The following is a 21,917-nucleotide window of genomic DNA, read 5'->3' as shown; positions in this document are numbered from 1 at the left end:
GTTTCCGGGCAGGGCAGGAGGCGGGTCAGGAGGCGGTGAACACCGCCACCGTCCGGCCCGGCACGCTGAACGTGCCGTCCTCGTAGGAGGCCGACCGCACCACCGGGTCGGAGCCGGAGGCCTGCGCCGGGTGGAGGCGCCACCCCGCGTCGCCGAGCCCGCCCACGTGCTGCTCGGTGGCCTCGGGGGTGGCGTTGAAGACCACCATCAGGTCACCGAGGCGCATGGTGATGACACCGGGCGTCTCCTTCTCCCCGGAGAGCGGGAAGGACAGCTTCTGCTGCACCTTCTCGGCGCTGTCCAGGGAGAACGCCTTCTCCGTGGTGCGGATCCGCAGCAGGTCGCGGTAGGCGGCGGAGGCGCCCTCGATCTCCTCGCAGCCCACCGACACCTTGGTCAGCAGCGGCTTGGCGTAGCCCCACTTCGGCTCGTTGTCGGCGGCCGGCGGCAGTCCGCGGCCGAAGCCGTTGCCCGCCTCGCAGTTCCAGTGGACGGCGTTGAACCAGTCGCCGCTGTCGTAGGAGTTGCGGTCCAGCGACTTCGAGCGCAGCAGGTCGGTGCCGGCCTGGGAGAGCGCCGGGCCCTGCGAGAGGGCGGCGGTCGCCATGGCGAGGACCTGCATCCGGGCCCGGTCGCCGGCCGGGGTGCCGGCCGGCAGCTTGAACGCGAGGGCGTCGAACAGCGACTCGTTGTCGTGCGCGTCGGCGTAGGCGAGGGCGTCGCCCGGGGCCTCGGCGTAGCCGGCGGGCGAGCCGTTGTAGTCGACCTGCGCGCCGGTGACCTCCTTGCCGGAGGTGTCGGTGAAGCGGTAGCCGGCCAGGTTGCCGGTCAGACCGACCTTGATCAGGTCCTGGTAGTGGAGCAGGCGGGCCTTCTGCTCGGCCTCGCTGCCGTTGGCGTTCGACGTGTTGGGGTCGGTGTAGAGGCCGGAGGCGAAGCCCTGGACGCCCGGGTCCTCGTCGAAGGGGCCGCCGCCGCGGACGGCGTCGCGGGCCCGGTCGGAGAAGGTGGCGATGCCGGTGCCGGCCATGTGCTTCTGGGTGGCCTGCGTGAAGCGGGCGTCGTCGGCGATCTCGCCGAAGTTCCAGCCCTCGCCGTACAGCAGGATGTTCTTGCCGTCGACGCCGTCCTTCTCGAGGGTGAGGGCGTCCAGCGCCTTGCGGACGGCGACCATGTTGGCCTTGGGGTGGTGGCCCATCAGGTCGAAGCGGAAGCCGTCGACCTTGTACTCCTTGGCCCAGGTGACCACGGAGTCGACGACCAGCTTGCCCATCATGGCGTTCTCGGGCGCGGTGTTGGCGCAGCAGGTGGAGGTGGCGACGCTGCCGTCGGCGAGGAGCCGGTGGTAGTAGCCGGGCACGATCCGGTCGAGGACCGAGGTCGTGGCCTGGCCGCTGGCGGCGGTGTGGTTGTAGACCACGTCCATCACCACGCGCAGGCCGTCGTCGTTGAGCGACTTGACCATCTGCCGGAACTCGGTGGTGCGCTTCGTGCCGTCCGGGTCGGAGGCGTACGAGCCCTCCGGGACGGTGTAGTGGTACGGGTCGTAGCCCCAGTTGTAGGCGTCCTTGGCCGCGGTGGCCGTGACGCACTCCTGCTGGGCGGGCGAGTCGGCGGGCAGCGACGCGAGGTCGCAGTCCGGGCTCGCCTGGTCCGCCTTGCGCTCGGGGATGGTGGCGATGTCGAACACGGGCAGCAGGTGCACGTGCGAGGTGCCCGCCTTCGCGAGCTCCTTCAGGTGCTTCGAGCCGTCGCTGCCGGTGTCGGCGAAGGCGCGGTAGGTGCCGCGGTCGGCGGCCGGCACGGTCGGGTCGGCCACGGAGAAGTCCCGCACGTGCAGTTCCTGGATCTGCGCGTCGCGCAGCGGCACGGCCTCGGGCTTGGTGAGCTTCGCCCAGCCCTCGGGGGCGAGGGAGCGGTCGTCGAGGTCGACGGCCAGGCTGTGCGTGGAGTCGGCGGTCAGGGCGACCGAGTAGGGGTCGGTGACCTTGTTGACGACGACCTTCCGCTCGGTGGGCGCGAACACCTTCACCGCGTAGCGGTAGGGCTTGTTCTTCCAGGAGGCGGGGCCGGTGACCGACCAGACGCCGGTGGCGGCGTCCCGCTTCATGGGCACCGTGGCGGAGCCGATCTCGAGCCTCACGTCCTGCGCGGTGGGCGCCCACACGGACAGGGTGGGACGTCCGCGCTCGAAGACCGGGCCGAGGTCGGCCTGGGCGGCCTTCGGGTACAGGTCGTCCAGGACGCCGGCGGTCTGCACGCCGGTGGCGGCGAGGACCGCGCCGTTGGGGGCGTGCTGGGCGGCGACGACCTGGCCGCGCAGGGCGGTGCGGACGCGGTCGGCGTCGCGCGGGTCGACGGTCCAGGCGGTGCCCTTGGCGAGGTGCGGGAAGCGGGCCTTCTGCTCGTCGGTGAGCGTGCCCGGGTTCAGCCGCAGCCAGGTGGCGTCGCCGGTGAGCGCGCCGTCCTTCACCGCCAGGGAGCCGTCGCGGGAGGCGAGCAGCTGGGTGGAGGCGGCGGCCGGGGAGCCGTCCCAGACGACGGTGGTGCGGTCGATCCAGACGGCCTTGGAGCTCGTCAGGTCGAGGGCGCCGGCGCTGCCCGCGGGCTGCGGGAGCAGGTACTTCTCCTGGCCGGCCAGCAGCCAGACCTCGGTGCCGTTGGCCTTGAGGTCGAGGGCCTGGTCGGTGGGCAGGTCCTTCTGGTCGCCCTTGTGGAGGATGTAGCTGAGGCTGGTCGCGCCGTCGGCGAGGGGAACCTCATACACGGCGCCGAAGGAGTCGACCTTGCTCGGCTGCACGGGGCGGGCCCAGTCGGTCGGGTTCGCGGCGCCGGACCACACGTGCAGGCCCCAGCCGTCGTAGTCGCCGTCCGCGCGGTGGTAGTGCAGGACGGCCTTGGAGCGGTCGGGCTCGGGGTACTCGCCGGCCGGCTTCTCGGTGCGGACGGTCTCCTTGCCCTGCTCGATCCAGACCTCGCCGGTGCGGGTGACGTCGACGGTGCGGTCGGCGGCGACGTCCTTGTTGCCGTCCTTGTCGATCACCAGGAAGCCGACGTCGGAGGCGCCGGGCTTGAGCTTGACCCAGGCGAAGGCGCCGTAGGCGTCGCGGCCGACGAACGGGTGACTCCCCGGCCACTCGGTGGCCTCGCCCTCGGCGATGTCGCCCCAGGCGTACAGGCCCCAGTCGTCGTAGTCGCCGTCGGTGCGCCTGTAGTGGACCAGCACGTGGTCGCGGGAGGTGGCGACGGGGACCTCGGGGGCGGGCGGGGTGCCCGTGGTGGAGGCGGCGAGGTCGCTCGCGGTGCGGCCGGCGCGGTCGACGACCACGGCCTTGTAGCGCAGGGCGGTGCCTGCGGGCACGTCCTCGCCGATGGTCTGGGTGACCCGGTAGGGGGCGTGGTCGGCGGAGCCGAGCACCTTCCAGGGGCCGTTGCCGACCTGGGCGGCGAAGACGACGCGGTTGAGCCGGCCGCCGTCGACGTCCGCGTTCACCGTGACGGTGCCGGTGGCGCCGGCGTCGGGGGCGGTGAGGGTGACGGAAGGCGCGGCGGCCGGCTTGGGCAGCGGGGCCTTCGCCTGGAACACGACGGCGGAGCCGGCGGGGACGGTGACCGTCACCTTGCGGTCGGCGTCGCTCCTCAGGGTGGCCTCGGTGCCGTGGATGCCGCGGAAGGAGGCGTCGGCGGAGCCGGTGGCGAAGGTCGCGGACTTCGCCTCGCCCGCGTTGTTGAAGGCGACCAGGTACTCCACGCCGGACTTGGCGTCGGTGCGGGAGAAGGCGTAGACGCCCGCCCCGTCGGCCGCGTGGCGCTCGGTCTGCACGCCGTCGGCGAGGGCCGGGTGGGCCTTGCGCAGCTTGGCGAGGGCGCTGATCTGCCGGTAGAGCGGCGCCGTGGTGTCGAAGGCGTCCTCGGCGTGGGTGCGGTCGGTGCCGATCTGGTCGTCGTCGAGGTAGTCGGCGGTCTTCGAGGCGAACATCGTCTGGCGTGCGTCCTTGTCGCCGCCGTTGCCGGTGAAGCCCTGCTCGTCGCCGTAGTAGATCACCGGGTTGCCGCGGCCGAGGAACATCAGCTCGTTGGCGAGCTTCGCCCTGCGCAGCAGGGTGGCGTCCGAGGCGCCGGAGTCGTCGGCCTTCAGGAAGTGGCCGATGCGTCCCATGTCGTGGTTGCCGAGGAAGGTGACCTGCTCGTAGGCGTTCGCCTTGTCGGTGGCGTACTTGTAGTCGTCGCCGTAGACGGAGGAGAGCTTCCTGGCGCTGCCGCCCTGGGAGGCGTACTGGCGCGCGGCCTCCTGGAAGGGGAAGTCGAGCGTCGAGTCGAGGCGGCCCTCGGTGACGTAGGGGGCGGTGACGGAGGTGTCGCTGGAGTACACCTCGCCGAACATGAAGAAGTCGTCGCGGCCCTTCTTCGCGGCGTACGCGTCGAGGGCGGTGGCCCACTGGGTCCAGAACTCCATGTTGACGTGCTTCACGGTGTCGATCCGGAAGCCGTCGATGCCGAAGTCCTTCACCCAGCGCTGGTAGATCTTCTCCATGCCGGAGACGACCTCGGGACGCTCGGTCCACAGGTCGTCCAGGCCGGAGAAGTCGCCGTAGGTGGTGGACTCGCCGGCGTAGGTGGAGTCGCCGCGGTTGTGGTACATCGCCGGGTCGTTGAGCCAGGCGGGGACCTTGACGTTCTTCTTCGCCTCCGGCACCACGGGGGTGCGGGGGAAGGAGCCGGAGCCGACGGCGGGGAAGCGGTCGCGGCCCTCGGCGTAGTCGGCGTCGTCGAAGGGCTTCCCGTCCTTCGTCAGGTAGGGGAAGGCGCCCTTGGAGAGGTAGGAGTAGGACTTCTCCCGGTAGTCGACGACGTCCGCGGTGTGGTTGGTGATGACGTCGAAGAAGACCTTCATGCCCTTGTCGTGGGCGGCGTCGATCAGCTTCTCCAGGTCGGCGTTGGTGCCGAAGTGCGGGTCGACCTGGGTGAAGTCGGTGATCCAGTAGCCGTGGTAGCCGGCCGACGCCTGGTCGCCGGTGCCCTGGACGGGCTGGTTCTTGAAGATGGGCGCCATCCAGATGGCGGTGGTGCCCAGGCCCTTGATGTAGTCGAGCTTCTTCGTCAGGCCCTTGAGGTCGCCGCCCTGGTAGAAGCCCTTGTCGGCGGGGTCGAAGCCGGTGACCGTGCGGGAGCCGGTGAGGCCGCCGCGGTCGTTGGAGGCGTCGCCGTTGGCGAAACGATCCGGCAGGACGAAGTAGAACTGGTCGCGCGTCAGGTCGTGACGGGCCGGCTGGGCGGCGAGCTTCGCGTCCGACGGGGGCGCCGGGGGCTCGGCGGCCTGGGCGGCGAGCGGCGGCAGCAGGGTCGCCGCGAGTGCGGCGGCTACGGCGGTGGCGGCGATCCGCGCCCCGCCCGCGAGGCCTCGGCCCGGCTTGACGCCGGCCGGGCCGGGGAGCGGCGACGCCGCTCCGGTTCTCCTGGTACTCACCACGAAGGTCCTCCTTGACGTCCGGTGAGCTGCGATGCGGCGGCCGGCGGAGCGTGGGGGATGGCCGCGGCGGGGGCGTGAGTTCACCCGTGGCCTGCCGCGAGGAGCGGCAGGCCACGGGGAGTCGTGCGTTCGTGCGGTCGTACGGGTGGGTGACCGGTGGACCGCGGAACGACGAGCGGGCGGTACGTCGTCCTGCGGTCCACCGGTCGGTCGGGGCGGCCGATGGGGCCGGACCGGTCCGATCAGCCGGCGCGGCCGGGGCGGCCAGGTGGCTCACCCGGGCCGGACCGGTCGGGGCGGCCGGGTCAGGCCGTGGTCCACCAGGCGGTGGTGTCGGCCGGGACGAGGGCCTCGCCGTCGGTGACGGCGACCTCGCCGCTGGCCGTCAGCAGACGGCCCGGCGCGGCGAGGGGAACGGCCTGGCCGGTCGTGTTGGCGACGCAGACGAACGCGCCGCGGCGGAACGCCAGCACGCCCTCGGGGGCGGGCAGCCACTCCACCCCCTCCCCGGCGCCCAGGTCGGGCGTCTCGCGGCGGACGGCGAGGGCGGTGCGGTACAGCTCCAGCGTGGAGCCGGGCGTGCCCTGCTGCGCCTCGACGCTGAGCTCGCCCCAGCCCGCGGGCTGCGGGAGCCAGCTGCCGCCGTCGCCGAAGCCGTAGCTGGAGCCCTCACGGGTCCACGGGATCGGCACCCGGCAGCCGTCGCGGAAGCCGTCCTGGCCCGCGCCGCGGAAGTAGGCGGGGTCCTGGCGCGCCTCGTCGGGCAGGTCGACGACGTCCGGCAGGCCGAGCTCCTCGCCCTGGTACAGGTACGCGGAGCCGGGCAGCGCCAGCATCAGCAGGGTGGCGGCGCGGGCACGGCGCAGGCCGAGCTCCCGGTCGCCGGCCTCGCGGATCTGGGTGCCCAGGCCCGCCGGGTTGCCGAAGCGGGTGGCGTGCCGGGTGACGTCGTGGTTGGAGAGCACCCAGGTGGCGGGGGCGCCCACCGGACGCATCGCCTCCAGGGTCCGGTCGATGACCTCGCGCAGCTCGGCGGCGTCCCAGTGGGTGCTCAGGTACTGGAAGTTGAACGCCTGGTGCAGCTCGTCGGGGCGCACGTAGTGGGCGGTGCGCTCGACGGTCGGGGTCCACGCCTCGGCGACGAAGACGCGGTCGCCGCTGTACTCGTCGAGGATCAGGCGCCACTGGCGGTAGATCTCGTGGACGCCGTCCTGGTCGAAGAACGGGACGACGCCGTCGCCCAGCAGCTTGACCTGCTCGCTGTCGCCGATGTCGGGCAGGCCGGGGGCCTTGACCATGCCGTGGGCGACGTCGATCCGGAAGCCGTCGACGCCCATGTCCAGCCAGAAGCGCAGGATGGAACGGAACTCGTCGCCCACCGCCGGATGGTCCCAGTTGAAGTCGGGCTGCTCGGGGGCGAACAGGTGCAGGTACCACTCGCCGGGCGTGCCGTCGGGCTCGGTGACCCGGGTCCAGGCCGGGCCGCCGAAGATGGACTCCCAGTTGTTGGGCGGGAGTTCGCCGTTCGCGCCCTTGCCGGGGCGGAAGTGGTAGCGGTCGCGCAGCGGCGAGCCGGGGCCGTCGGCGAGGGCCCGCTTGAACCACTCGTGCTGGTCGGAGGAGTGGTTGGGCACCAGGTCGACAATGATCCGCAGGCCCAGCTCGTGGGCGTCGCGGATCAGGCCGTCGGCGTCCAGCAGGTTGCCGAACATCGGGTCGACGGCGCGGTAGTCGGCGACGTCGTAGCCGGCGTCGGCCTGCGGAGAGGCGTAGAAGGGGCTCAGCCACACCGCGTCGACGCCCAGGTCGCGCAGGTAGGGCAGCCGGGAGCGGATGCCCGGCAGGTCGCCCATGCCGTCGCCGTCGCTGTCGGCGAAGCTGCGCGGGTACACCTGGTAGATGACCGCGTCCCGCCACCAGTCGCGGCGGTCGGCGACGGCGTGGCCGGCGGTGCGGGGGGCCGGGCTGTGGGTGGGAGAAACCGGTTCGGCGGTCTGGTGACTCATGACGTCCTTGTTGTGTGCCGAGGGTCGCTGTCGGTGGGGGGAGTGGTGCCGCGGCGCGCGGTCAGCCCTTGGTCCCGCCGGCGGTGAGGCCGGTGACCAGGTTCTTCTGGACCAGGTAGAAGAAGGCCGAGACCGGGATCGCCACCAGGACCGCGGTGGCGGCCATCAGGTGCCGCTGGGCGTCGTGCTCGCTGACGAAGCTCTGCATGCCCACCGCGAGGGTGTACTTGACGTCGTCGAGCATGAACGTCGAGGCGAAGGCGACCTCGCCGAAGGCGGTGATGAAGTTGTAGAACGCGGCGACCGCCAGGCCCGGGCGGGCCAGCGGCAGGATCAGCCGCAGGAAGGTCCCGAAAGGGCTCAGGCCGTCGACGCGGCCCGCCTCGTCGATCTCGAAGGGGATCGTGTCGAAGTAGCCCTTGAGCAGCCACGCCGAGTAGGGGACGGCGGTGGAGCAGTAGACCAGGATGAGGCCGCCGAAGGTGTCGATCAGCCGCAGGCTCGTCAGCAGCTGGTACATCGGCACGATCAGCACGGCGATCGGGAACATCTGGGTGCACAGCAGCACCCACATCAGCTTCTTCTGGCCGGGGAAGCGCATCCGGGAGACCGCGTAGCCGGTGGTGGCCGCGATCAGCACGCCGAGCACGGTGGTGCCCAGCGAGACGATCAGGGAGCTCTTGAGCCAGTACAGGAAGTTGGTGTCGGTCAGGACCGTGACGTAGTTGTCCAGGGTGGCCTTGCCGAAGATGCCGCCGGGCCGCAGGTAGTCGTCCTTGTCCGGGCCGAGCGACAGCAGGAAGATCCAGGCGACCGGGAGGACGGCGATCAGGCTCGCGACGATCAGCACGGCGTGCGAGACGACCCGGACCAGCGGGCGGGTCTCGCCGCGGCGGCGCACCGCCTTCCGCGCGGTCCGTGCCGGTGCCGCCTCGACGGGGGTCTCGAGGGTGTGGGTAGTCATGGCTCCTGCCTCAGGACTGCTGCTCGCCGCGGGCGAGCCAGCGGCGGTAGAAGGAGGTGAAGACGACCAGGATCGCGAGCAGCAGCATGCCGTAGGCCGCCGACTGGGCGAAGTCCCGCGGCTGCTGGCCGAAGCCCAGGAAGTAGGCCCAGGTGACCAGGATCTGCGCGTCCGGCGCCTTGGTGCCGAACAGCAGGAAGATCACCGCGAACTGGTTGAAGGTCCAGATGATGCCCAGCAGCACGACGGTGGAGCTCACCGAGCGCAGGCCGGGCAGGGTGACGTAGCGGAACCGCTGCCAGGGGGACGCTCCGTCGAGCTCGGCCGCCTCGTAGAGGTTGCCGTCGATCGACTGCAGGCCGCCCAGCAGGGAGACCATCATGAACGGCACGCCGCACCAGGTGTTCACCATGATCGCGGCGACCCGCTGCCAGAGGGTGTCCTCCAGCCACAGGGGCGTCGGCAGGTGCAGCAGCTCCAGGCCGGCGTTGATGATGCCCTCGTCGGCGAGCATGAAGCGCCAGCCGAAGACGGTGACGAAGGTGGGCACGGCCCACGGGAGGATCAGCAGCAGCCGGTAGAAGGTGCGCCCGCGCAGCTTCTGGTTGAGCAGCAGGGCCAGGCCCAGACCGAGCGTGTAGTGCAGCGTCACACAGGCGACGGTCCACACGATGGTCCAGATGAAGTGCGACCAGAACCGGTCGTACGCGGTCTCACCGAAGAGGATGTCCGCGTAGTTGTCCAGCCCGACGAACTTGTACGTCGCCTCGATCTCGTTCACGCCGATGGTGCGCGCGGAGTTCAGCGAGTTCGCGTCGGTCAGGGTGAGCCAGAAGCCGTACACCAGTGGGTACAGGACGAGCACGCCCAGCACGAGGACCACCGGCGCGATCATCGCGTAGGCGTACCAGTGCCGGCGCCATCCGTGGCGGATCGCAGCGATCATGGAAACGACACCTTCGAGGCCGGAGAGACGGCCGTTCGTCGGGAGAGGGGGAGGGGAGCAACCGTGGCGGGGACGACCGCCGGACCCGTGTCAGGTCGGATCCGGCAGTCGCCCCGGTCGAGGCTGCCGGTCTTACTTGGTGAAGCCCGGCAGGAGCTTGGCCATCTCCGTCTCGATCGCGGTCAGGCCCTTGTCGAGGGTCTTCTTGCCGCCGGCGATGGCGGGCAGCTCCGCGTCGAGCTTGCCGAACAGCGAGCTGTACTCGGGCAGCTCGGGACGGGGCTGGGCGGCGGGCAGGACGCCCTGGTAGCCGGCGATGCCCGGGTCGGCCTTGACCTTGTCGGTGTAGGCGTCGTCACGGGTGGGCAGCGTGGAGTTCTTGAGGGCCACGGACTCCTGCGACTTGGCGGAGGTCATGAACTTCACGAACTTCAGCGCGGCTTCCTGGTGGGCCTTGTCCGAGCCGGCGTAGACCGACAGGTTGTGGCCGCCGGTCGGCGCGCCGGCCTTGCCGGCGGAGCCGGCCGGGACGGTGGCGATGCCCAGGTTGTTCTTGTCCTTGAACGCCGAACCCTTGTAGAAGTTCGTGATCTCCCAGGGGCCCTGGATGATCGAGGCGACCTCGCCGTTGATGAAGGCGTCCTGGATGTGGGCGTAGGCGTCGGCGGTGCCGTCGGCCTTGTGCAGGCCCTTGCCGTCGAACAGGCCGTTCCAGGTCTCGAAGGCCTTCTGCGCCTCGGCGGACTTGACCGTGACCTTCTTGCCCGCCACGTCGACCATGTCGGTGCCCTCGCCGAAGAGGAACGGCATGGCGTAGTAGCCGGCGGTGGAGCCCCAGTAGCCGTCCTTGCCGGTCTTCGACTTGATCGTCGCGGCGGCCTTCTTCAGCTCGTCCCAGGTGGCGGGGGCCTTGTCGATGCCCGCGTCGGCGAAGAGCTTCTTGTTGTAGACGAGCGCGAGGGTGTCGGTGACGAGCGGGACGCCGTAGGTCTTGCCCTCGTACTGCGCCTGCTTGATCAGGTTCGGCTGGAAGGCGTCCTTCTCGGCGAGCGCCTCGGTGCCGTCCAGCGGGAGGAGGTACTGCTTCTTCGCGAAGGCGGGGGTCCAGCCGACCTCGGCACGGATCACGTCCGGGGCGCCGGAGGAGCCGGCGGCCGTGTCGAACTTGTTCTGCGCCTGGTCGAAGGGCACGTTGACGTACTTGACCTTGATGCCCTTGTTGGCGGCCTCGAACTCCTTGACCAGAGCCTTGTAGGTCGGCGCCTCGTTCGTCGCGTTGGTGGTGTCCCACCACGTGATGGTGACGGGGCCGTCCGCCTTCGAGTCGTCGCCTTCCCCGCCGCACGCCGTCGCCGTCAGAGCGAGGGACGCCGCCAGCGCGGTGGCCGCTATGCCACGCCGCATGAGTTCTCCTTGAGGGTCTGTGCCCGGTGCACTGGCCGGCTGCGTCCTTGCAACCGGCGGGCGACCGGAAACGTAACAGCGCTGCAACCCGTGCGAAAGACCTTGCAGAAAAAAAGCTGCCGAACCGTGTCCTTGTCGCGTCCGAGCCGTCTCCCGAAGAGCCGATCTGGCCGGTCGGCCCTGGGTCAAACCGGCACATAAGCGGAGCAACTTCGCCCGGTGTGGCGTGAGTCGCACTTCCGGGGCGACCCCTCGTACGCCTGTGCAAGACTTTGCAAGTTCTTGCGGGTCCGTAGACGAAGGCCCATCATCGAAGGCCACGAGGAAACAGGGAGCGCATGACGCAGCAGCCCGCGTACAAGTCACGCGCCCGAAGGCCGGTACAGTCCCGTCCCGTGACCGCACGGCTTGCCGACATCGCCGCGCAGGCGGGAGTGAGCGAAGCGACTGTCAGCCGGGTTCTCAACGGGAAACCCGGAGTCGCCGCCGCGACCCGCCAGGCCGTGCTGGCCGCGCTGGACGTCCTCGGATACGAACGCCCCGTCCGCCTGCGCCAGCGCAGCGAGGGCCTGGTGGGGCTCATCACGCCCGAACTCGAGAACCCGATCTTCCCGGCGCTGGCCCAGGTGATCGGCCAGGCGCTGACCCGCCAGGGCTACACCCCGGTGCTCGCCACCCAGACCCCGGGCGGCTCCACCGAGGACGAGCTCACCGAGATGCTGGTCGACCGGGGCGTCGACGGCATCATCTTCGTCTCCGGCCTGCACGCCGACACCTCCGCCGACATGGGCCGCTACGAGCGGCTGCGCGCGCAGGGCGTCCCGTTCGTGCTGGTCGACGGTTTCTCCCCGCAGGTGCGCGCGCCGTTCATCTCCCCCGACGACCGGGCGGCGATGTCCCTGGCGGTGACCCACCTGGCGTCGCTGGGCCACCACCGCATCGGGCTGGCCCTGGGGCCGCAGCGCTTCGTGCCGGTCCAGCGGAAGATAGAGGGCTTCACCTCGGCGATGCGCGAGCGCCTGGGTCTGTCCGAGGCCGAGACCGCCTCGCTGGTCGAGCACTCGCTCTACACCCTGGAGGGCGGCCAGGCGGCCGCCACCGCCCTGATCGACCGCGGCTGCACGGCGGTGGTCTGCGCGAGCGACATGATGGCGCTGGGCGCGATACGCGCGGCCCGTGGTCTGGGCCTCGAAGTGCCGGTGGACATCTCGGTGGTCGGCTTCGACGACTCGCCGCTGATCGCCTTCACCGACCCCCCGCTCACCACCGTCCGCAAGCCTGTCCCCGCCATGGGGCAGGCCGCGGTGCGCACGCTGCTCGAGGAGATCGCCGGGACGCCCGCTCCGCAGAGCGAGTTCGTCTTCATGCCGGAGCTGGTGGTGCGCGGCTCCACCGCGTCCGCGCCGGCCGCCGGGCCGGGCGCCTCCCGCTGAACGGCCGGTTCCCCGCCGGGAGGTTCGGTCCGCGAACGGTTCGGTCCCCTAAGGGTTCCGGTGAACGAAATGCGACCGGGATCCTTCCGGAGGATGATCGGTCGGGTAAGGCATTTCTGGCAGACTGACGTGCCATGGGTGAGGGACCGTGACCGCTTTGGAAGGCCGCCCGCGGCAGGCCGTTCCCGACACAGTCGCGGGCGCGGACGAACGACCGGGTCTGCTGCGGCGTGTGCGCACGCCGCGCCGGCCGAGGATCTGGTTCGAGATCCTGCTGATCGGGGTGAGTTATTGGACGTATTCGCTGATCCGTAACGCCGTGCCCGAGCAACGGGCCGTCGCGCTGCGCAACGCCGACTGGCTGTGGGACGTCGAGAACCGGCTGGGCATAGCCGTCGAGGAAACGGTCAACCAGGCGATCAACTCCGTGACCTGGCTGATCGTCGGCATGAACTACTACTACGCCACCTTGCACTTCGTGGTGACGCTGGGCGTCCTGGCGTGGCTGTTCCGCTGCCGGCCGCTGCTCTACTCCGGCGCGCGTACGGTGCTGTTCGCGACCACGGCGGTCGCGCTGGTGGGCTACTACCTGTTCCCGCTGGCGCCGCCGCGGCTGATGAACGGCTCGATGTTCGTCGACACGGTGCTGGTGCACGGGACCTGGGGGTCGATGGCCTCCGGCGACCTCAAGCACATGTCGAACCAGTACGCGGCGATGCCCTCCATGCACATAGGGTGGTCGCTCTGGGCCGGGCTGACGGTGTACGCGCTGGCCAGGGTGCCGTGGGTGCGGGTGCTGGCGCTGCTGTACCCGACGGCCACGCTGGTGGTCATCGTCGCCACCGCCAACCACTTCTGGCTGGACGCCGTCGGCGGGCTCCTGTGCCTGGCCTTCGGCTTCGCCGTCGCGCGGCTCTGGTACGGCGCCGCCGCGGTCCCCGGACCCTTCCACCGCACCGCGCCGCCCCCGGTTGCGGCCCCGTCGGGGCCGCCGGGCGCGGAACCGGTCGCCTCGGCGGCGTCCGTGGCCCCGGCGGGGCCCGCGCACTCCGCGGCATCCGTGCCGCCGGTGGGCCGCCGGGCACCCTGACCGCCGGGCCCCCGACCGCCGGGCAGAAGGCCGCCGGAGCGAACGGTTCTCGTTCGCTCCGGCGGCCTTTTCCGCCACGCCCGCCGCGTGCTTTCCGTTCCGTGGTGCAGCGCCCGCTCCCGTCATTCATCTCGGGACAAGACGTGTCATTCCCGCCCGATACGGCCACTCGTGTGCGGACAGGCGGTCCGCGGTACGGGACCGCAGGCGGGACACCGAAGAGGAGCAGTCGCCGATGAGTGAGTCCGTGGAGACCGGAAACGGGACGACCGGGGACAAGGTCAGAACCGAGGCAGCCTCGACAGTCGACAAGGCCAGGCAGGGCGCGAGCCAGGTCGCGGGGACCGCGGCGGAACAGGCTCAGGCGGTCGCGGGTGAGGCGCGGCAGCAGGCGGGCACCGTCATCCAGGACCTGCGCAACCGCGCGAAGGACGAGGCGGACGAGCAGACACGGCGCGCGGCCGGCACGCTGCGGCAGTGGGCGGGGGACTTCTCCGGCCTCGCCGCGCACGCCCGTGGTGACTCGCCCGCCCGCACGCTGGTGGCCCAGGTGGCCGACCGGGGGAACCGGGCGGCCGACTACCTGGAGAGCCAGGGGGCCGACGGCCTCGTGTCCGACCTGGAGGGCTTCGCCCGTCGTCGTCCCGGCGCGTTCCTGGGCGGCGCCGTGCTGGCCGGGATGGCCGTGGGACGTCTGGCGCGGGCGGCGAAGGGCGCCTCCGGCTCCGACGGGTCCGACGGGTCGGGGCAGGGGCAGCCGCGGGTCTCCGGCGCGGCGGACGCGTACCCGCCGGTCACCCCGCAGCCGTCGTACGGCGGCGCACCGGATCGTGGACGTCCGTACCCGGAGGTGTGAGGTGGCCTCCACTCCTCCCCCGTCCGGCTCGTACGAGCCGCAGGAGCGGGACAGGTCCGTGGGCGAGCTGCTGTCCGTGGTGACGGGGGACCTGCAGGTCCTCTTCCGCCAGGAGATCGAGCTGGCCAAGGCCGAGATCAGGGAGGAGGCGACCAAGGCGGGCAAGGCGGCCGGCATGTACGGCGGCGCGGGCTTCGCCGGCTACATGGTCCTCCTGTTCCTGTCGCTGGCCCTCCTGCTGGGCCTCTCCAACGTCATGGACGGCGGCTGGGCGGCGTTGATCGTCACCGCGCTGTGGGCCGTCGTCGCGGCCGTGCTGTACCGGAAGGGCCGCGCCGAGGCGCACACCGTCTCACCGAAGCCCGAGCGAACCGTCGAGACCCTGAAGGAGAACGCGCAATGGGCACGTCACCCGACCGAATGAGGGCCGACATCGAGGCCACTCGCGACCAGCTGTCCTCGGACGTGGACCAGCTCACCCGCCGGGCCAGCCCGCGGCGGGCCGTGCGGCGGCGCACGAGCCGCGTGCGCGGCACGGCGGCGGGCCTGCGCGACCGGGTCATGGGCACCGCCTCGTACACCGCGCACAACGTGTCCGGCACCGCCTCGCAGACCGCGCAGCGCGCCTCGGACACGGCCTCGCAGACCGCGCACAGCGTGTCGGACACCGCGCAGTCGGCGGCCGGGTCGCTGCGGGAGGGCGCCTCCCGCGCGGCCGGGACGGCGCGGGAGGCGGCGGACCAAGCGGAGCAGGCCGTGCAGCAGGCTCCCGAGACGGCCCGCCGCCAGACCCGGGGCAACCCGCTGGCCGCCGGCCTGGTCGCCTTCGGTCTCGGTCTGCTCACCTCCTCGCTGCTGCCGGCCACCCGGACCGAGCAGGAGAAGGCCGCCGAGCTGATGGAGCGCGGCGGCGAGGCGCTGGAGCCGGTGAAGCGGGCAGCCGCCGAGTCCGCGCAGCACCTGAAGGAAGGCGCCACGGAGGTCACGCAGAGCGCGGCCTCGGAGGTGAAGGACAGCGCCACCGGCGCGGCCCGGACCACCCAGGAGGCCGCCCGCGACCAGGGCGGCCAGGTCGCCGGGCAGGCACGCGACTCCGGCCGGTCCCTGACGGACGAGGCCCGGCGTTCCGGGCCCGGCTGACCCGCCGGCCTCCCCCGCACCCGGCTCACCGGCGACCGGCGGAGGGAGCGGGACCTGACGGGGTCGGCGGTCCATGGGCCGCCGGCCCCGTCAGCGGCGTCCCGGGGCGGGGATCAGACCTCGCTGTCGTAGAAGAGCCGCTCCACGACCGTGCGGGCCCTGCGCGTGGTGCGCCGGTAGTCGTCGATCATGTCGCCCGCCCGGCCGGGGCCGTACCCCAGGTACCGCCCGACCGCGGCCATCTCGCGCACGTCGGTCGGGAAGGTGTCCCCCGCGCGGCCGCGTACCAGCATCACCGCGTTGCGGACCCGGGTCGCCAGCACCCACGCCTCGTCGAGCACCGCCGCGTCGTCCGCGCCGATCAGCTCCGCCTCCCGCGCGGCCGCGAGGGCCTCCCGGGTCCGGGTGGTGCGCAGCTGGGGGATCCGGGCCGCGTGCCGCAGCTGGACGAGCTGCACCGTCCACTCCACGTCGGTGAGCCCGCCGCGCCCCAGCTTGGTGTGCAGGGTGGGGTCGGCCCCGCGCGGCAGCCGCTCGGACTCCATCCGGGCCTTCAGCCGCCGCACCTCGCGCACCGCGTCCTCCTCGAGCCCGCCGGCCGGGTACCGCAGCGGGTCCACCAGCTCGGTGAACCGCCGCCCCAGCTCCGCGTCGCCGGCCACCGGCTCGGCCCGCAGCAGCGCGTGCGACTCCCAGGCGAGGGACCAGCGCCGGTAGTACGCCGCGTAGGAGGCGAGCGTGCGCACCAGCGGCCCGGTGCGCCCCTCCGGCCGCAGGTCCGTGTCGACGATCAGCGGCGGGTCGGTGCTGGGCAGCTGCAGCAGCCGCCGCATCTCGGCGACGACGGCGTTCGCGGCCTTCGCCGCCTCCGCCTCGTCGACGCCCTCGCGCGGCTCGTGCACGAAGAGCACGTCGGCGTCGGAGCCGTACCCCAGCTCGTGCCCGCCGAAGCGGCCCATGCCGATGACCGCGAACCGGGTCGGCAGCTCGTCCCCCCAGCGCTCGCGCACCACCGCCCGCAGCGTGCCGGCCAGCGTGGCGGCGGTCAGGTCGGAGACCGCGCCGCCGACGCGGTCCACCAGCGCGCCCGGGTCGGCCTCGGCGGGCTGCGTCTCGGTGCCGTAGGAGCCCACGATGTCGGCCGCGGCGGTGCGGAACAGCTCGCGCCGCCGCACGCCGCGCGCCACGTAGACGCCCTGCTCGGCGGTCCCCGCGCGGCTCACCGCGGCGAGGATCTCCTGCTCCAGCCGCTCCCGGGACCGCGGTTCCAGGCCGCCGGCGACGCCCCGACCGCCGCGCTCGCCCTCACCGCCGTCGCCGAGCAGCGCGACCGCCTCGGGCGCGCGCAGCAGCAGGTCGGGGGCGAGGCGTCCGGCCGACAGCACCCGGGCCAGGTTCTCCGCCGCCGCGCCCTCGTCGCGCAGCAGCCGCAGGTACCAGGGGGTGGCGCCCAGCGCGTCGGAGACCTTGCGGAAGTTGAGCAGCCCGGCGTCCGGGTCGGCGGAGTCCGCGAACCAGCCGAGCAGCACCGGCAGCAGCGTGCGCTGGATGGACGCCTTGCGGGACACGCCGGCGGACAGGGCCTCCAGGTGCCGCAGCGCGGCCGCCGGGTCGGCGTAGCCGAGGGCGACCAGCCGCTCCCGGGCCGCGTCGGGCCGCAGCCGCGCCTCTCCGGGGGCGAGCTGGGCGACGGCGTTGAGCAGCGGGCGGTAGAACAGCTTCTCGTGCAGCCGCCGCACCACCGAGGAGTGCTTGCGCCACTCCTTGCGCAGGGCGGTGACGGGCTCGGAGCGCAGCCCCAGCGAGCGGCCGAGGCGGCGCAGGTCGTTCTCGTCCTCGGGCATCAGGTGGGTGCGGCGCAGCCGGTAGAGCTGGATGCGGTGCTCGGTCTCGCGCAGGAACCGGTAGGCCGCGTCCAGCGCGGCGGCGTCCTCGCGGCCGACGTAACCGCCGGTGGCGAGCGCCTTGAGCGCGTCCAGGGTGGTGCCGCTGCGCAGCGAGGTGTCGGCGCGGCCGTGCACCAGCTGCAGCAGCTGCACGGCGAACTCGACGTCGCGCAGCCCGCCCGGCCCCAGCTTCAGCTCCCGCTCCAGCTCGGCGGCGGGGATGCCGGCCACCACCCGGCGGCGCATCTGCTGCACGTCGGCGACGAAGTTGTCCCGCTCGGCGGCCTGCCACACCATCGGTTCCAGCGCCGCCACGTAGGCATCGCCGAGCTCCCGGTCGCCGGCCACCGGGCGGGCCTTGAGCAGTGCCTGGAACTCCCAGGTCTTCGCCCACCGCTGGTAGTAGGCCACGTGGCTGGCGAGCGTGCGCACCAGCGGGCCGTTGCGCCCCTCGGGGCGGAGGTTGGCGTCGACCGGCCAGATCGAGCCCTCGACGGTCGTCTCCGAGCAGATGCGCATCAGGTGCGAGGCGAGCCGGGTGGCCGCCTGCAGCGCGGCCCGCTCGTCGGCGTCCCGGGCGGGCTCGGCGACGAAGATGACGTCGACGTCGGAGACGTAGTTGAGCTCGTGCCCTCCGCACTTGCCCATCGCGATCACGGCGAGGCGGCACAGCGCGGCGTCCTCCGGGGCGGCCGCCTCGGCCATGGCGAGGGCCGCGCGCAGGGTGGCGGTGGCCAGGTCGGCGAGCTCCCCGGCCGTCTCGGCGACGTCTATGGTCCCGCAGACGTCGCGGGCCGCGATGGACAGCAGGCAGCGGCGGTAGGCCACCCGCAGCGCCACCGGGTCGTGCGCCTCGGCGAGCCCCTCCTCGAACTCGGGCACGCCCTGGTGCAGGTCGCGCGGCTCGTAGGTGACCAGCGCCCGCCAGTCGTCCGGGTGCCGGGCCAGGTGGTCGCCGAGTGCCTCGGAGGCGCCCAGCACGCCCAGCAGCCGGTCGCGCAGCGGCTTCGCGGACAGCAGCGTGTCCAGCAGCCGCGACCGGTGGGTGCGGTCCGGCTGCGCCTCCAGCAGCCGGGTCAGGCCGCGCAGCGCGAGGTCCGGATCGGCGGTGGCGGCCAGCGCCTCCAGCAGCAGCGGGTCGCCGCGGACCGCGCTCAGCTCGGGGCTCTCCAGCAGCCTGCCGGCGGCCGAGGGATCCGTGAACCCGTGCCGCAGCAGCAGGGTGAAGGTGCTGCTCCGCCGCCCCGGAGTCGCCATCCGCGCCGCCCTCTCCTCCGTCGTGATCGTCCGGCCCCGAGCCTAGCCCCCGCCCCCGCGGGGCGCGGCCGGCTCCCCGCCGCGCCGGGGTGGCCCCCGCCCGGGGGTCCCCCGCTGGCGACCGGGCACCCCGTCCGCTTCGGTGGAGGACATGACCAACATGGAGATGACCCTCGAGGTGGTGCCGGTCCCCGTCTCGGACGTGGACCGCGCCAAGGAGTTCTACGCGGAGAAGGTCGGCTTCCACGTCGACATCGACGGCGAGGTCGCCCCCGGCCTGCGCATCGTCCAGCTCACCCCTCCCGGCTCCGGCTGCTCCATCGCTCTGGCCGAGGGCCTGGAGATCCCCACCGGCACTCCCCGCCCCGGCACCTATCACGGGCTGCAGCTGTGCGTGCCCGACATCCACCGCGCCTACGAGGAGCTCACCGCCCGCGGCCTGGAGGTCAGCGAGCCGGTCACCTTCGTCGAGGGCCAGGACGGGGCCACGTTCATGTACTTCAGCGACCCGGACGGCAACGGCTGGGCCGTCCAGGAGTACCGCCGCCGGGCCACGGAACCGCTGCACCAGGTCCTCTCCGACCAGGCGGCGAAGCGGCGGGACTAGGATCCGCCCGGGCCCCCCTCCGACGCCTTCGCCCCGGTCACACGGAGCCCCGCACGACCGTCAGCCGATGTCCGTCCAGCACCCGGGCGAACTCCTCGACGAAGGAGTCCCGCAGCTCCGGCCAGTCCCAGAACTCGAAGCCCAGGTGGGCGAAGGCGAAGTAGTTCCCCTCCCAGGTCCAGGCGGTCAGGTCGCCGTCGCGGCCGCAGTGCCCGCAGGCCAGGACGGCACGGCCGGTGTCCACCCACGTGTCGATGGCGTCCTTGACCCGGTCCCAGGGCTGCCTGCCGCCGGGGCCCGCCCGGCCCTCCGTCGGGAGCAGGTGCAGCCGGCCGGCGCAGTGCGGGCACCAGGCCTGTTCCGGTTCCCGCAGGGGCCCACCGTCGAAGACGCACCCCACGGCCACCACGGTCACCCCGTCACCGGGTTCCCCGTCGGACGGAGCCACGGCCGTGTGCCAGCGCTCCCCCGGCGGGTGCTCCCCGCACCGCCGGAACGCCTCCCGGGCGACGGTCTCCGGCCGGACGACACCCTGCTCCACCAGCCACCGCAAGCCGCGGTCCGCCGACGCGGCGCGGTCCTCGGCCGTGGCGTCGAGGTCGACCAGCGTCTGATAACGCTTCCGCATACCCGAGGACGGTAGCCGTGCCCGCCGACATCGAGGCGGCCCACTTGCTTCATCTATCGTTTTTCGATAACTTCCCATCGTTCTTCGATTGACTGGATGAGGGGAGAGGGAGGGGCGATGGGGAAACTTGCCGTGCTCGCGCTGCGGGCCGTCATCGCTGCGTTGCTCGCGGGGTCGCTGTTCGTCCAGGCGGTGCTGCTGCCGCTGATCTACTTCGACGCCCGGGACGGGGCGGGGGACGTCGCCCCGCTGCCGTTCGTGGTGCTCGTGTTCCTGGGGGTCGTCGCGGCCCAGGTGGTGCTGGTCTGCGTCTGGCGGCTGGTGACGATGGCGCGCCGCGGAACGGTGTTCTCGCACGCCGCGTTCCGCTTCGTGGACGTGATCACCGGGGCGTTCGCCTCGGCGGCGGTGCTGATCTGGGTGGTCGGCGTGCTGCTGGCGTCGCTGAACCAGGGCGCGCCGGAGGAGGACCAGGTGGCGCCGGGGGTCGTGCTGATCGTCGGCGGCGTCGGCCTGGCCGTGTTCGGTGTCGCGCTCGTCGTGCTGGTCCTGCGGACGCTGCTCGCGCAGGCGGTGGACCGTGACGTCGAGGCGTCGCGGATGCGGGCCGAGCTGGACGAGGTGATCTGATGCCGATCGCCGTCGACATCGACGTCATGCTGGCCCGTCGCAAGATGTCCGTGGGCGAGCTGGCCGAGCGGGTCGGGATCACGCCCGCCAACCTGGCCGTCCTCAAGAACGGCCGTGCCAAGGCGGTCCGCTTCACCACCCTCGCCGCCCTGTGCGAGGTCCTCGACTGCCAGCCGGGCGACCTGCTGCGCTGGGAGCCCGAGGAGCCCGAGGAACCCGGCGAGGCGCAGGGGTCCGACGCGGCGCAGGGGTCCGAGGGGCCCGGCGCGGCCGGGTCCGCCTCCCCCGCGGCCGCCAACCGGACGTAGCACGGGCCGCGCGGCTGGTTCGGCGGGAAACGGGGAACACGGGTGGGGCCGCTCCCCGCCCGGGCCCTCAGCTGGAGGCCGCCATGCCCGCCGAACCCGTCGAAGCCCACCTCGACCCCCGCTACAGCGACCCGGACGCGATCCCGCCGCAATGGCCGGAGGCGGAACGCCTGCTGGCCGCGGCGGAACTGTTCTGGATCTCCACCGTCCGCCCAGACGGCCGCCCGCACGTCACCCCGCTGCCGGCCGTCTGGGCGGACGGCGCCCTCCACTTCTGCACCGGCCCGCAGGAACGCAAGGCCCGCAACCTCGCCGCCAACCCGCACGTCACGCTGACCACCGGCACCAACCTGTGGGACACCGGCTACGACCTGGTCGTCGAGGGCGAGGCGGCCCGCGTCACGGACGACGCCCGCCTGCGTGACCTGGCCGCACGGTGGGAGGACAAGTACGGCGACTTCTGGCGCTTCGAGGTCCGCGACGGCCGCTTCCACCACGGCCCCGGCGCGGCCGTCGTCTTCGCCGTCGCCCCCCGCACGGTCTTCGGCTTCGGCAAGGGCCGCCCCTTCAGCCAGACCCGCTGGCGCTTCGCCTGAGGTGCCACGCCGCACGCGATGCCCGGTGTCGTCAGCGGCCGGCGGCGGATGGGCAGGACCTTGCTGCTGACGCCCTCGTCGCGGAGGCGGCGTCCGACCGGGTGCTGCTCATCGGCCCGGACGACCTGTACGGCTGAGTGCGGCCGCCCGGTCCGCGCGGCGGACCTCCCCCGCCGTCAGCGCCGCGCAGGCGCCGGTCAGCAGCATCAGCCCCGCCGCGCCGAGCGCGAGACGCCGGCGACCGTCCACGACCTCCAGGTACCGGGCCCGGGAGATCTCCACCGGGGTGCGCGCGTCGAGGGCGAAGTACCGGCCGGCCTCGGCGCGCGGGGCGTGCAGGTCTCCGTCGGCGGCCAGGACGAGGCCCACCTGCGCGAGGCTCACCAGGAGCAACGCCCCCAGCGCCGTGCGCAGCCCGAGGGGCAGGCACCGGAAGCCGGTCCATGCCTCGCGCGCGTCGGCCAGTCGCATCTGGAGGCGCCCCAGGGCGGGTGCGGCGACGACGAGCAGCAGCACGAGGTCCGTCCACAGCAGCGCGTGCAGCCCCGGCCAGGGCACCGTCACCGGAAGCCAGGTGAGCGCGGTCAGCGCCACGGACACCGTGCCCAGGATCGCCGCCGTCCCGCCGTGCACCTTGTAACTCCACCCCATGCGGCGCAATCTCGCACAGCCGCCCGTCCGCGGCGGTGCCGTGTC

At 72.7% G+C, this 21,917-nt stretch carries 16 protein-coding genes and 1 pseudogene; 9 read left to right on the top strand and 8 right to left on the bottom strand.

Annotation, left to right across the window (positions count from 1 at the left end; translation table 11 throughout):
- Positions 1-25: 25 nt before the first annotated feature.
- The 5 genes and pseudogenes from pulA to Sfr03f_RS11465 all read right to left on the bottom strand — a co-directional run bounded on the left by pulA (position 26) and on the right by Sfr03f_RS11465 (position 10,790).
- Complete coding sequence (pulA, locus tag Sfr03f_RS11485) at positions 26-5,380, bottom strand: pullulanase-type alpha-1,6-glucosidase (RefSeq protein WP_245967542.1); 5,355 nt, start codon at positions 5,378-5,380, stop codon at positions 26-28.
- A 395-nt stretch (positions 5,381-5,775) separates the two neighbouring features.
- On the bottom strand, positions 5,776-7,476 hold the full coding sequence (locus tag Sfr03f_RS11480) for a glycoside hydrolase family 13 protein (protein ID WP_108953743.1): 1,701 nt from the start codon (positions 7,474-7,476) through the stop codon (positions 5,776-5,778).
- Positions 7,477-7,537: 61 nt separating this feature from the next.
- The gene (locus Sfr03f_RS11475; protein ID WP_108953742.1) at positions 7,538-8,440 is read right to left on the bottom strand and encodes a sugar ABC transporter permease; all 903 of its coding nucleotides are present in this window, start codon (positions 8,438-8,440) and stop codon (positions 7,538-7,540) included.
- Between the two features lie 10 nt (positions 8,441-8,450).
- A pseudogene (locus tag Sfr03f_RS11470) lies at positions 8,451-9,359 on the bottom strand (carbohydrate ABC transporter permease); the annotation flags it as partial.
- Positions 9,360-9,518: 159 nt separating this feature from the next.
- Positions 9,519-10,790 carry an extracellular solute-binding protein gene (locus tag Sfr03f_RS11465; RefSeq protein ID WP_108953740.1) on the bottom strand — a complete coding sequence of 424 codons (1,272 nt, stop codon included), beginning with the start codon at positions 10,788-10,790 and terminating at the stop codon, positions 9,519-9,521.
- Positions 10,791-11,185: 395 nt separating this feature from the next.
- Here Sfr03f_RS11465 and Sfr03f_RS11460 point away from each other — a divergent pair, with 395 nt between their 5' ends.
- From Sfr03f_RS11460 to Sfr03f_RS11440, 5 genes are all read left to right on the top strand, one after another.
- Positions 11,186-12,223 carry a LacI family DNA-binding transcriptional regulator gene (locus tag Sfr03f_RS11460; protein ID WP_108954067.1) on the top strand — a complete coding sequence of 346 codons (1,038 nt, stop codon included), beginning with the start codon at positions 11,186-11,188 and terminating at the stop codon, positions 12,221-12,223.
- Positions 12,224-12,371: 148 nt separating this feature from the next.
- Positions 12,372-13,313 (top strand): phosphatase PAP2 family protein, encoded by a 942-nt coding sequence (locus tag Sfr03f_RS11455; RefSeq protein ID WP_108953739.1) that lies wholly within the window; start codon positions 12,372-12,374, stop codon positions 13,311-13,313.
- 235 nt (positions 13,314-13,548) lie between these two features.
- A complete protein-coding gene (locus tag Sfr03f_RS11450; protein ID WP_108953738.1) occupies positions 13,549-14,169 on the top strand; it encodes a hypothetical protein in 621 nt (206 codons plus the stop codon).
- A 1-nt stretch (position 14,170) separates the two neighbouring features.
- Positions 14,171-14,593, top strand: a complete 423-nt coding sequence (locus Sfr03f_RS11445) for a phage holin family protein (RefSeq protein ID WP_108953737.1) — start codon at positions 14,171-14,173, stop codon at positions 14,591-14,593.
- Positions 14,569-15,309 carry a DUF3618 domain-containing protein gene (locus Sfr03f_RS11440; RefSeq protein ID WP_108953736.1) on the top strand — a complete coding sequence of 247 codons (741 nt, stop codon included), beginning with the start codon at positions 14,569-14,571 and terminating at the stop codon, positions 15,307-15,309. Before Sfr03f_RS11445 ends, Sfr03f_RS11440 begins: the two co-directional genes overlap by 25 nt.
- A 113-nt stretch (positions 15,310-15,422) precedes the next feature.
- Here the strand turns inward: Sfr03f_RS11440 and Sfr03f_RS11435 are convergent, their stop codons facing one another.
- Positions 15,423-18,452, bottom strand: coding sequence for a bifunctional [glutamine synthetase] adenylyltransferase/[glutamine synthetase]-adenylyl-L-tyrosine phosphorylase (locus tag Sfr03f_RS11435; protein ID WP_108953735.1), 3,030 nt, complete (start codon positions 18,450-18,452; stop codon positions 15,423-15,425).
- A gap of 160 nt (positions 18,453-18,612) precedes the next feature.
- On the opposite strand from Sfr03f_RS11435, the gene Sfr03f_RS11430 reads away from it, so the two are divergent.
- Positions 18,613-19,059, top strand: coding sequence for a VOC family protein (locus tag Sfr03f_RS11430; protein WP_108954066.1), 447 nt, complete (start codon positions 18,613-18,615; stop codon positions 19,057-19,059).
- 37 nt (positions 19,060-19,096) lie between these two features.
- On the opposite strand, the gene Sfr03f_RS11425 is transcribed toward Sfr03f_RS11430, so the two are convergent.
- Positions 19,097-19,687, bottom strand: a complete 591-nt coding sequence (locus Sfr03f_RS11425) for a hypothetical protein (protein ID WP_108953734.1) — start codon at positions 19,685-19,687, stop codon at positions 19,097-19,099.
- Between the two features lie 117 nt (positions 19,688-19,804).
- On the opposite strand from Sfr03f_RS11425, the gene Sfr03f_RS11420 reads away from it, so the two are divergent.
- From Sfr03f_RS11420 to Sfr03f_RS11410, 3 genes are all read left to right on the top strand, one after another.
- On the top strand, positions 19,805-20,317 hold the full coding sequence (locus Sfr03f_RS11420) for a DUF2975 domain-containing protein (protein ID WP_108953733.1): 513 nt from the start codon (positions 19,805-19,807) through the stop codon (positions 20,315-20,317).
- Complete coding sequence (locus Sfr03f_RS11415; RefSeq protein WP_108953732.1) at positions 20,317-20,625, top strand: helix-turn-helix domain-containing protein; 309 nt, start codon at positions 20,317-20,319, stop codon at positions 20,623-20,625. The genes Sfr03f_RS11420 and Sfr03f_RS11415 overlap by 1 nt, the downstream gene beginning before the upstream one ends.
- Before the next feature lie 83 nt (positions 20,626-20,708).
- Entirely contained in the window at positions 20,709-21,221 is a 513-nt protein-coding gene (locus Sfr03f_RS11410; RefSeq protein ID WP_108953731.1) for a pyridoxamine 5'-phosphate oxidase family protein, read from the top strand.
- A gap of 108 nt (positions 21,222-21,329) precedes the next feature.
- Here Sfr03f_RS11410 and Sfr03f_RS11405 read toward each other — a convergent pair whose 3' ends face one another.
- On the bottom strand, positions 21,330-21,872 hold the full coding sequence (locus Sfr03f_RS11405) for a hypothetical protein (RefSeq protein WP_108953730.1): 543 nt from the start codon (positions 21,870-21,872) through the stop codon (positions 21,330-21,332).
- Between the last annotated feature and the right edge of the window lie 45 nt (positions 21,873-21,917).

It is taken from the genome of Streptomyces fragilis (assembly GCF_003112515.1).
GTDB lineage: Bacteria > Actinomycetota > Actinomycetes > Streptomycetales > Streptomycetaceae > Streptomyces > Streptomyces fragilis.
Note: the sequence above shows the minus strand (reverse complement) of the source record. Positions and strands in the feature narration are given on the sequence as shown.

Bases quoted from the DNA above. Each gene is read 5' to 3' on its own strand.
- Sfr03f_RS11420 (WP_108953733.1), top strand. From the start codon at position 19,805: ATGGGGAAACTTGCCGTGCTCGCGCTGCGGGCCGTCATCGCTGCGTTG.
- Sfr03f_RS11465 (WP_108953740.1), bottom strand. From the start codon at position 10,790: ATGCGGCGTGGCATAGCGGCCACCGCGCTGGCGGCGTCCCTCGCTCTG.
- Sfr03f_RS11435 (WP_108953735.1), bottom strand. From the start codon at position 18,452: ATGGCGACTCCGGGGCGGCGGAGCAGCACCTTCACCCTGCTGCTGCGG.
- Sfr03f_RS11425 (WP_108953734.1), bottom strand. From the start codon at position 19,687: ATGCGGAAGCGTTATCAGACGCTGGTCGACCTCGACGCCACGGCCGAG.
- Sfr03f_RS11410 (WP_108953731.1), top strand. From the start codon at position 20,709: ATGCCCGCCGAACCCGTCGAAGCCCACCTCGACCCCCGCTACAGCGAC.
- Sfr03f_RS11405 (WP_108953730.1), bottom strand. From the start codon at position 21,872: ATGGGGTGGAGTTACAAGGTGCACGGCGGGACGGCGGCGATCCTGGGC.
- Sfr03f_RS11440 (WP_108953736.1), top strand. From the start codon at position 14,569: ATGGGCACGTCACCCGACCGAATGAGGGCCGACATCGAGGCCACTCGC.
- Sfr03f_RS11450 (WP_108953738.1), top strand. From the start codon at position 13,549: ATGAGTGAGTCCGTGGAGACCGGAAACGGGACGACCGGGGACAAGGTC.
- Sfr03f_RS11475 (WP_108953742.1), bottom strand. From the start codon at position 8,440: ATGACTACCCACACCCTCGAGACCCCCGTCGAGGCGGCACCGGCACGG.
- Sfr03f_RS11415 (WP_108953732.1), top strand. From the start codon at position 20,317: ATGCCGATCGCCGTCGACATCGACGTCATGCTGGCCCGTCGCAAGATG.
- Sfr03f_RS11430 (WP_108954066.1), top strand. From the start codon at position 18,613: ATGGAGATGACCCTCGAGGTGGTGCCGGTCCCCGTCTCGGACGTGGAC.
- Sfr03f_RS11480 (WP_108953743.1), bottom strand. From the start codon at position 7,476: ATGAGTCACCAGACCGCCGAACCGGTTTCTCCCACCCACAGCCCGGCC.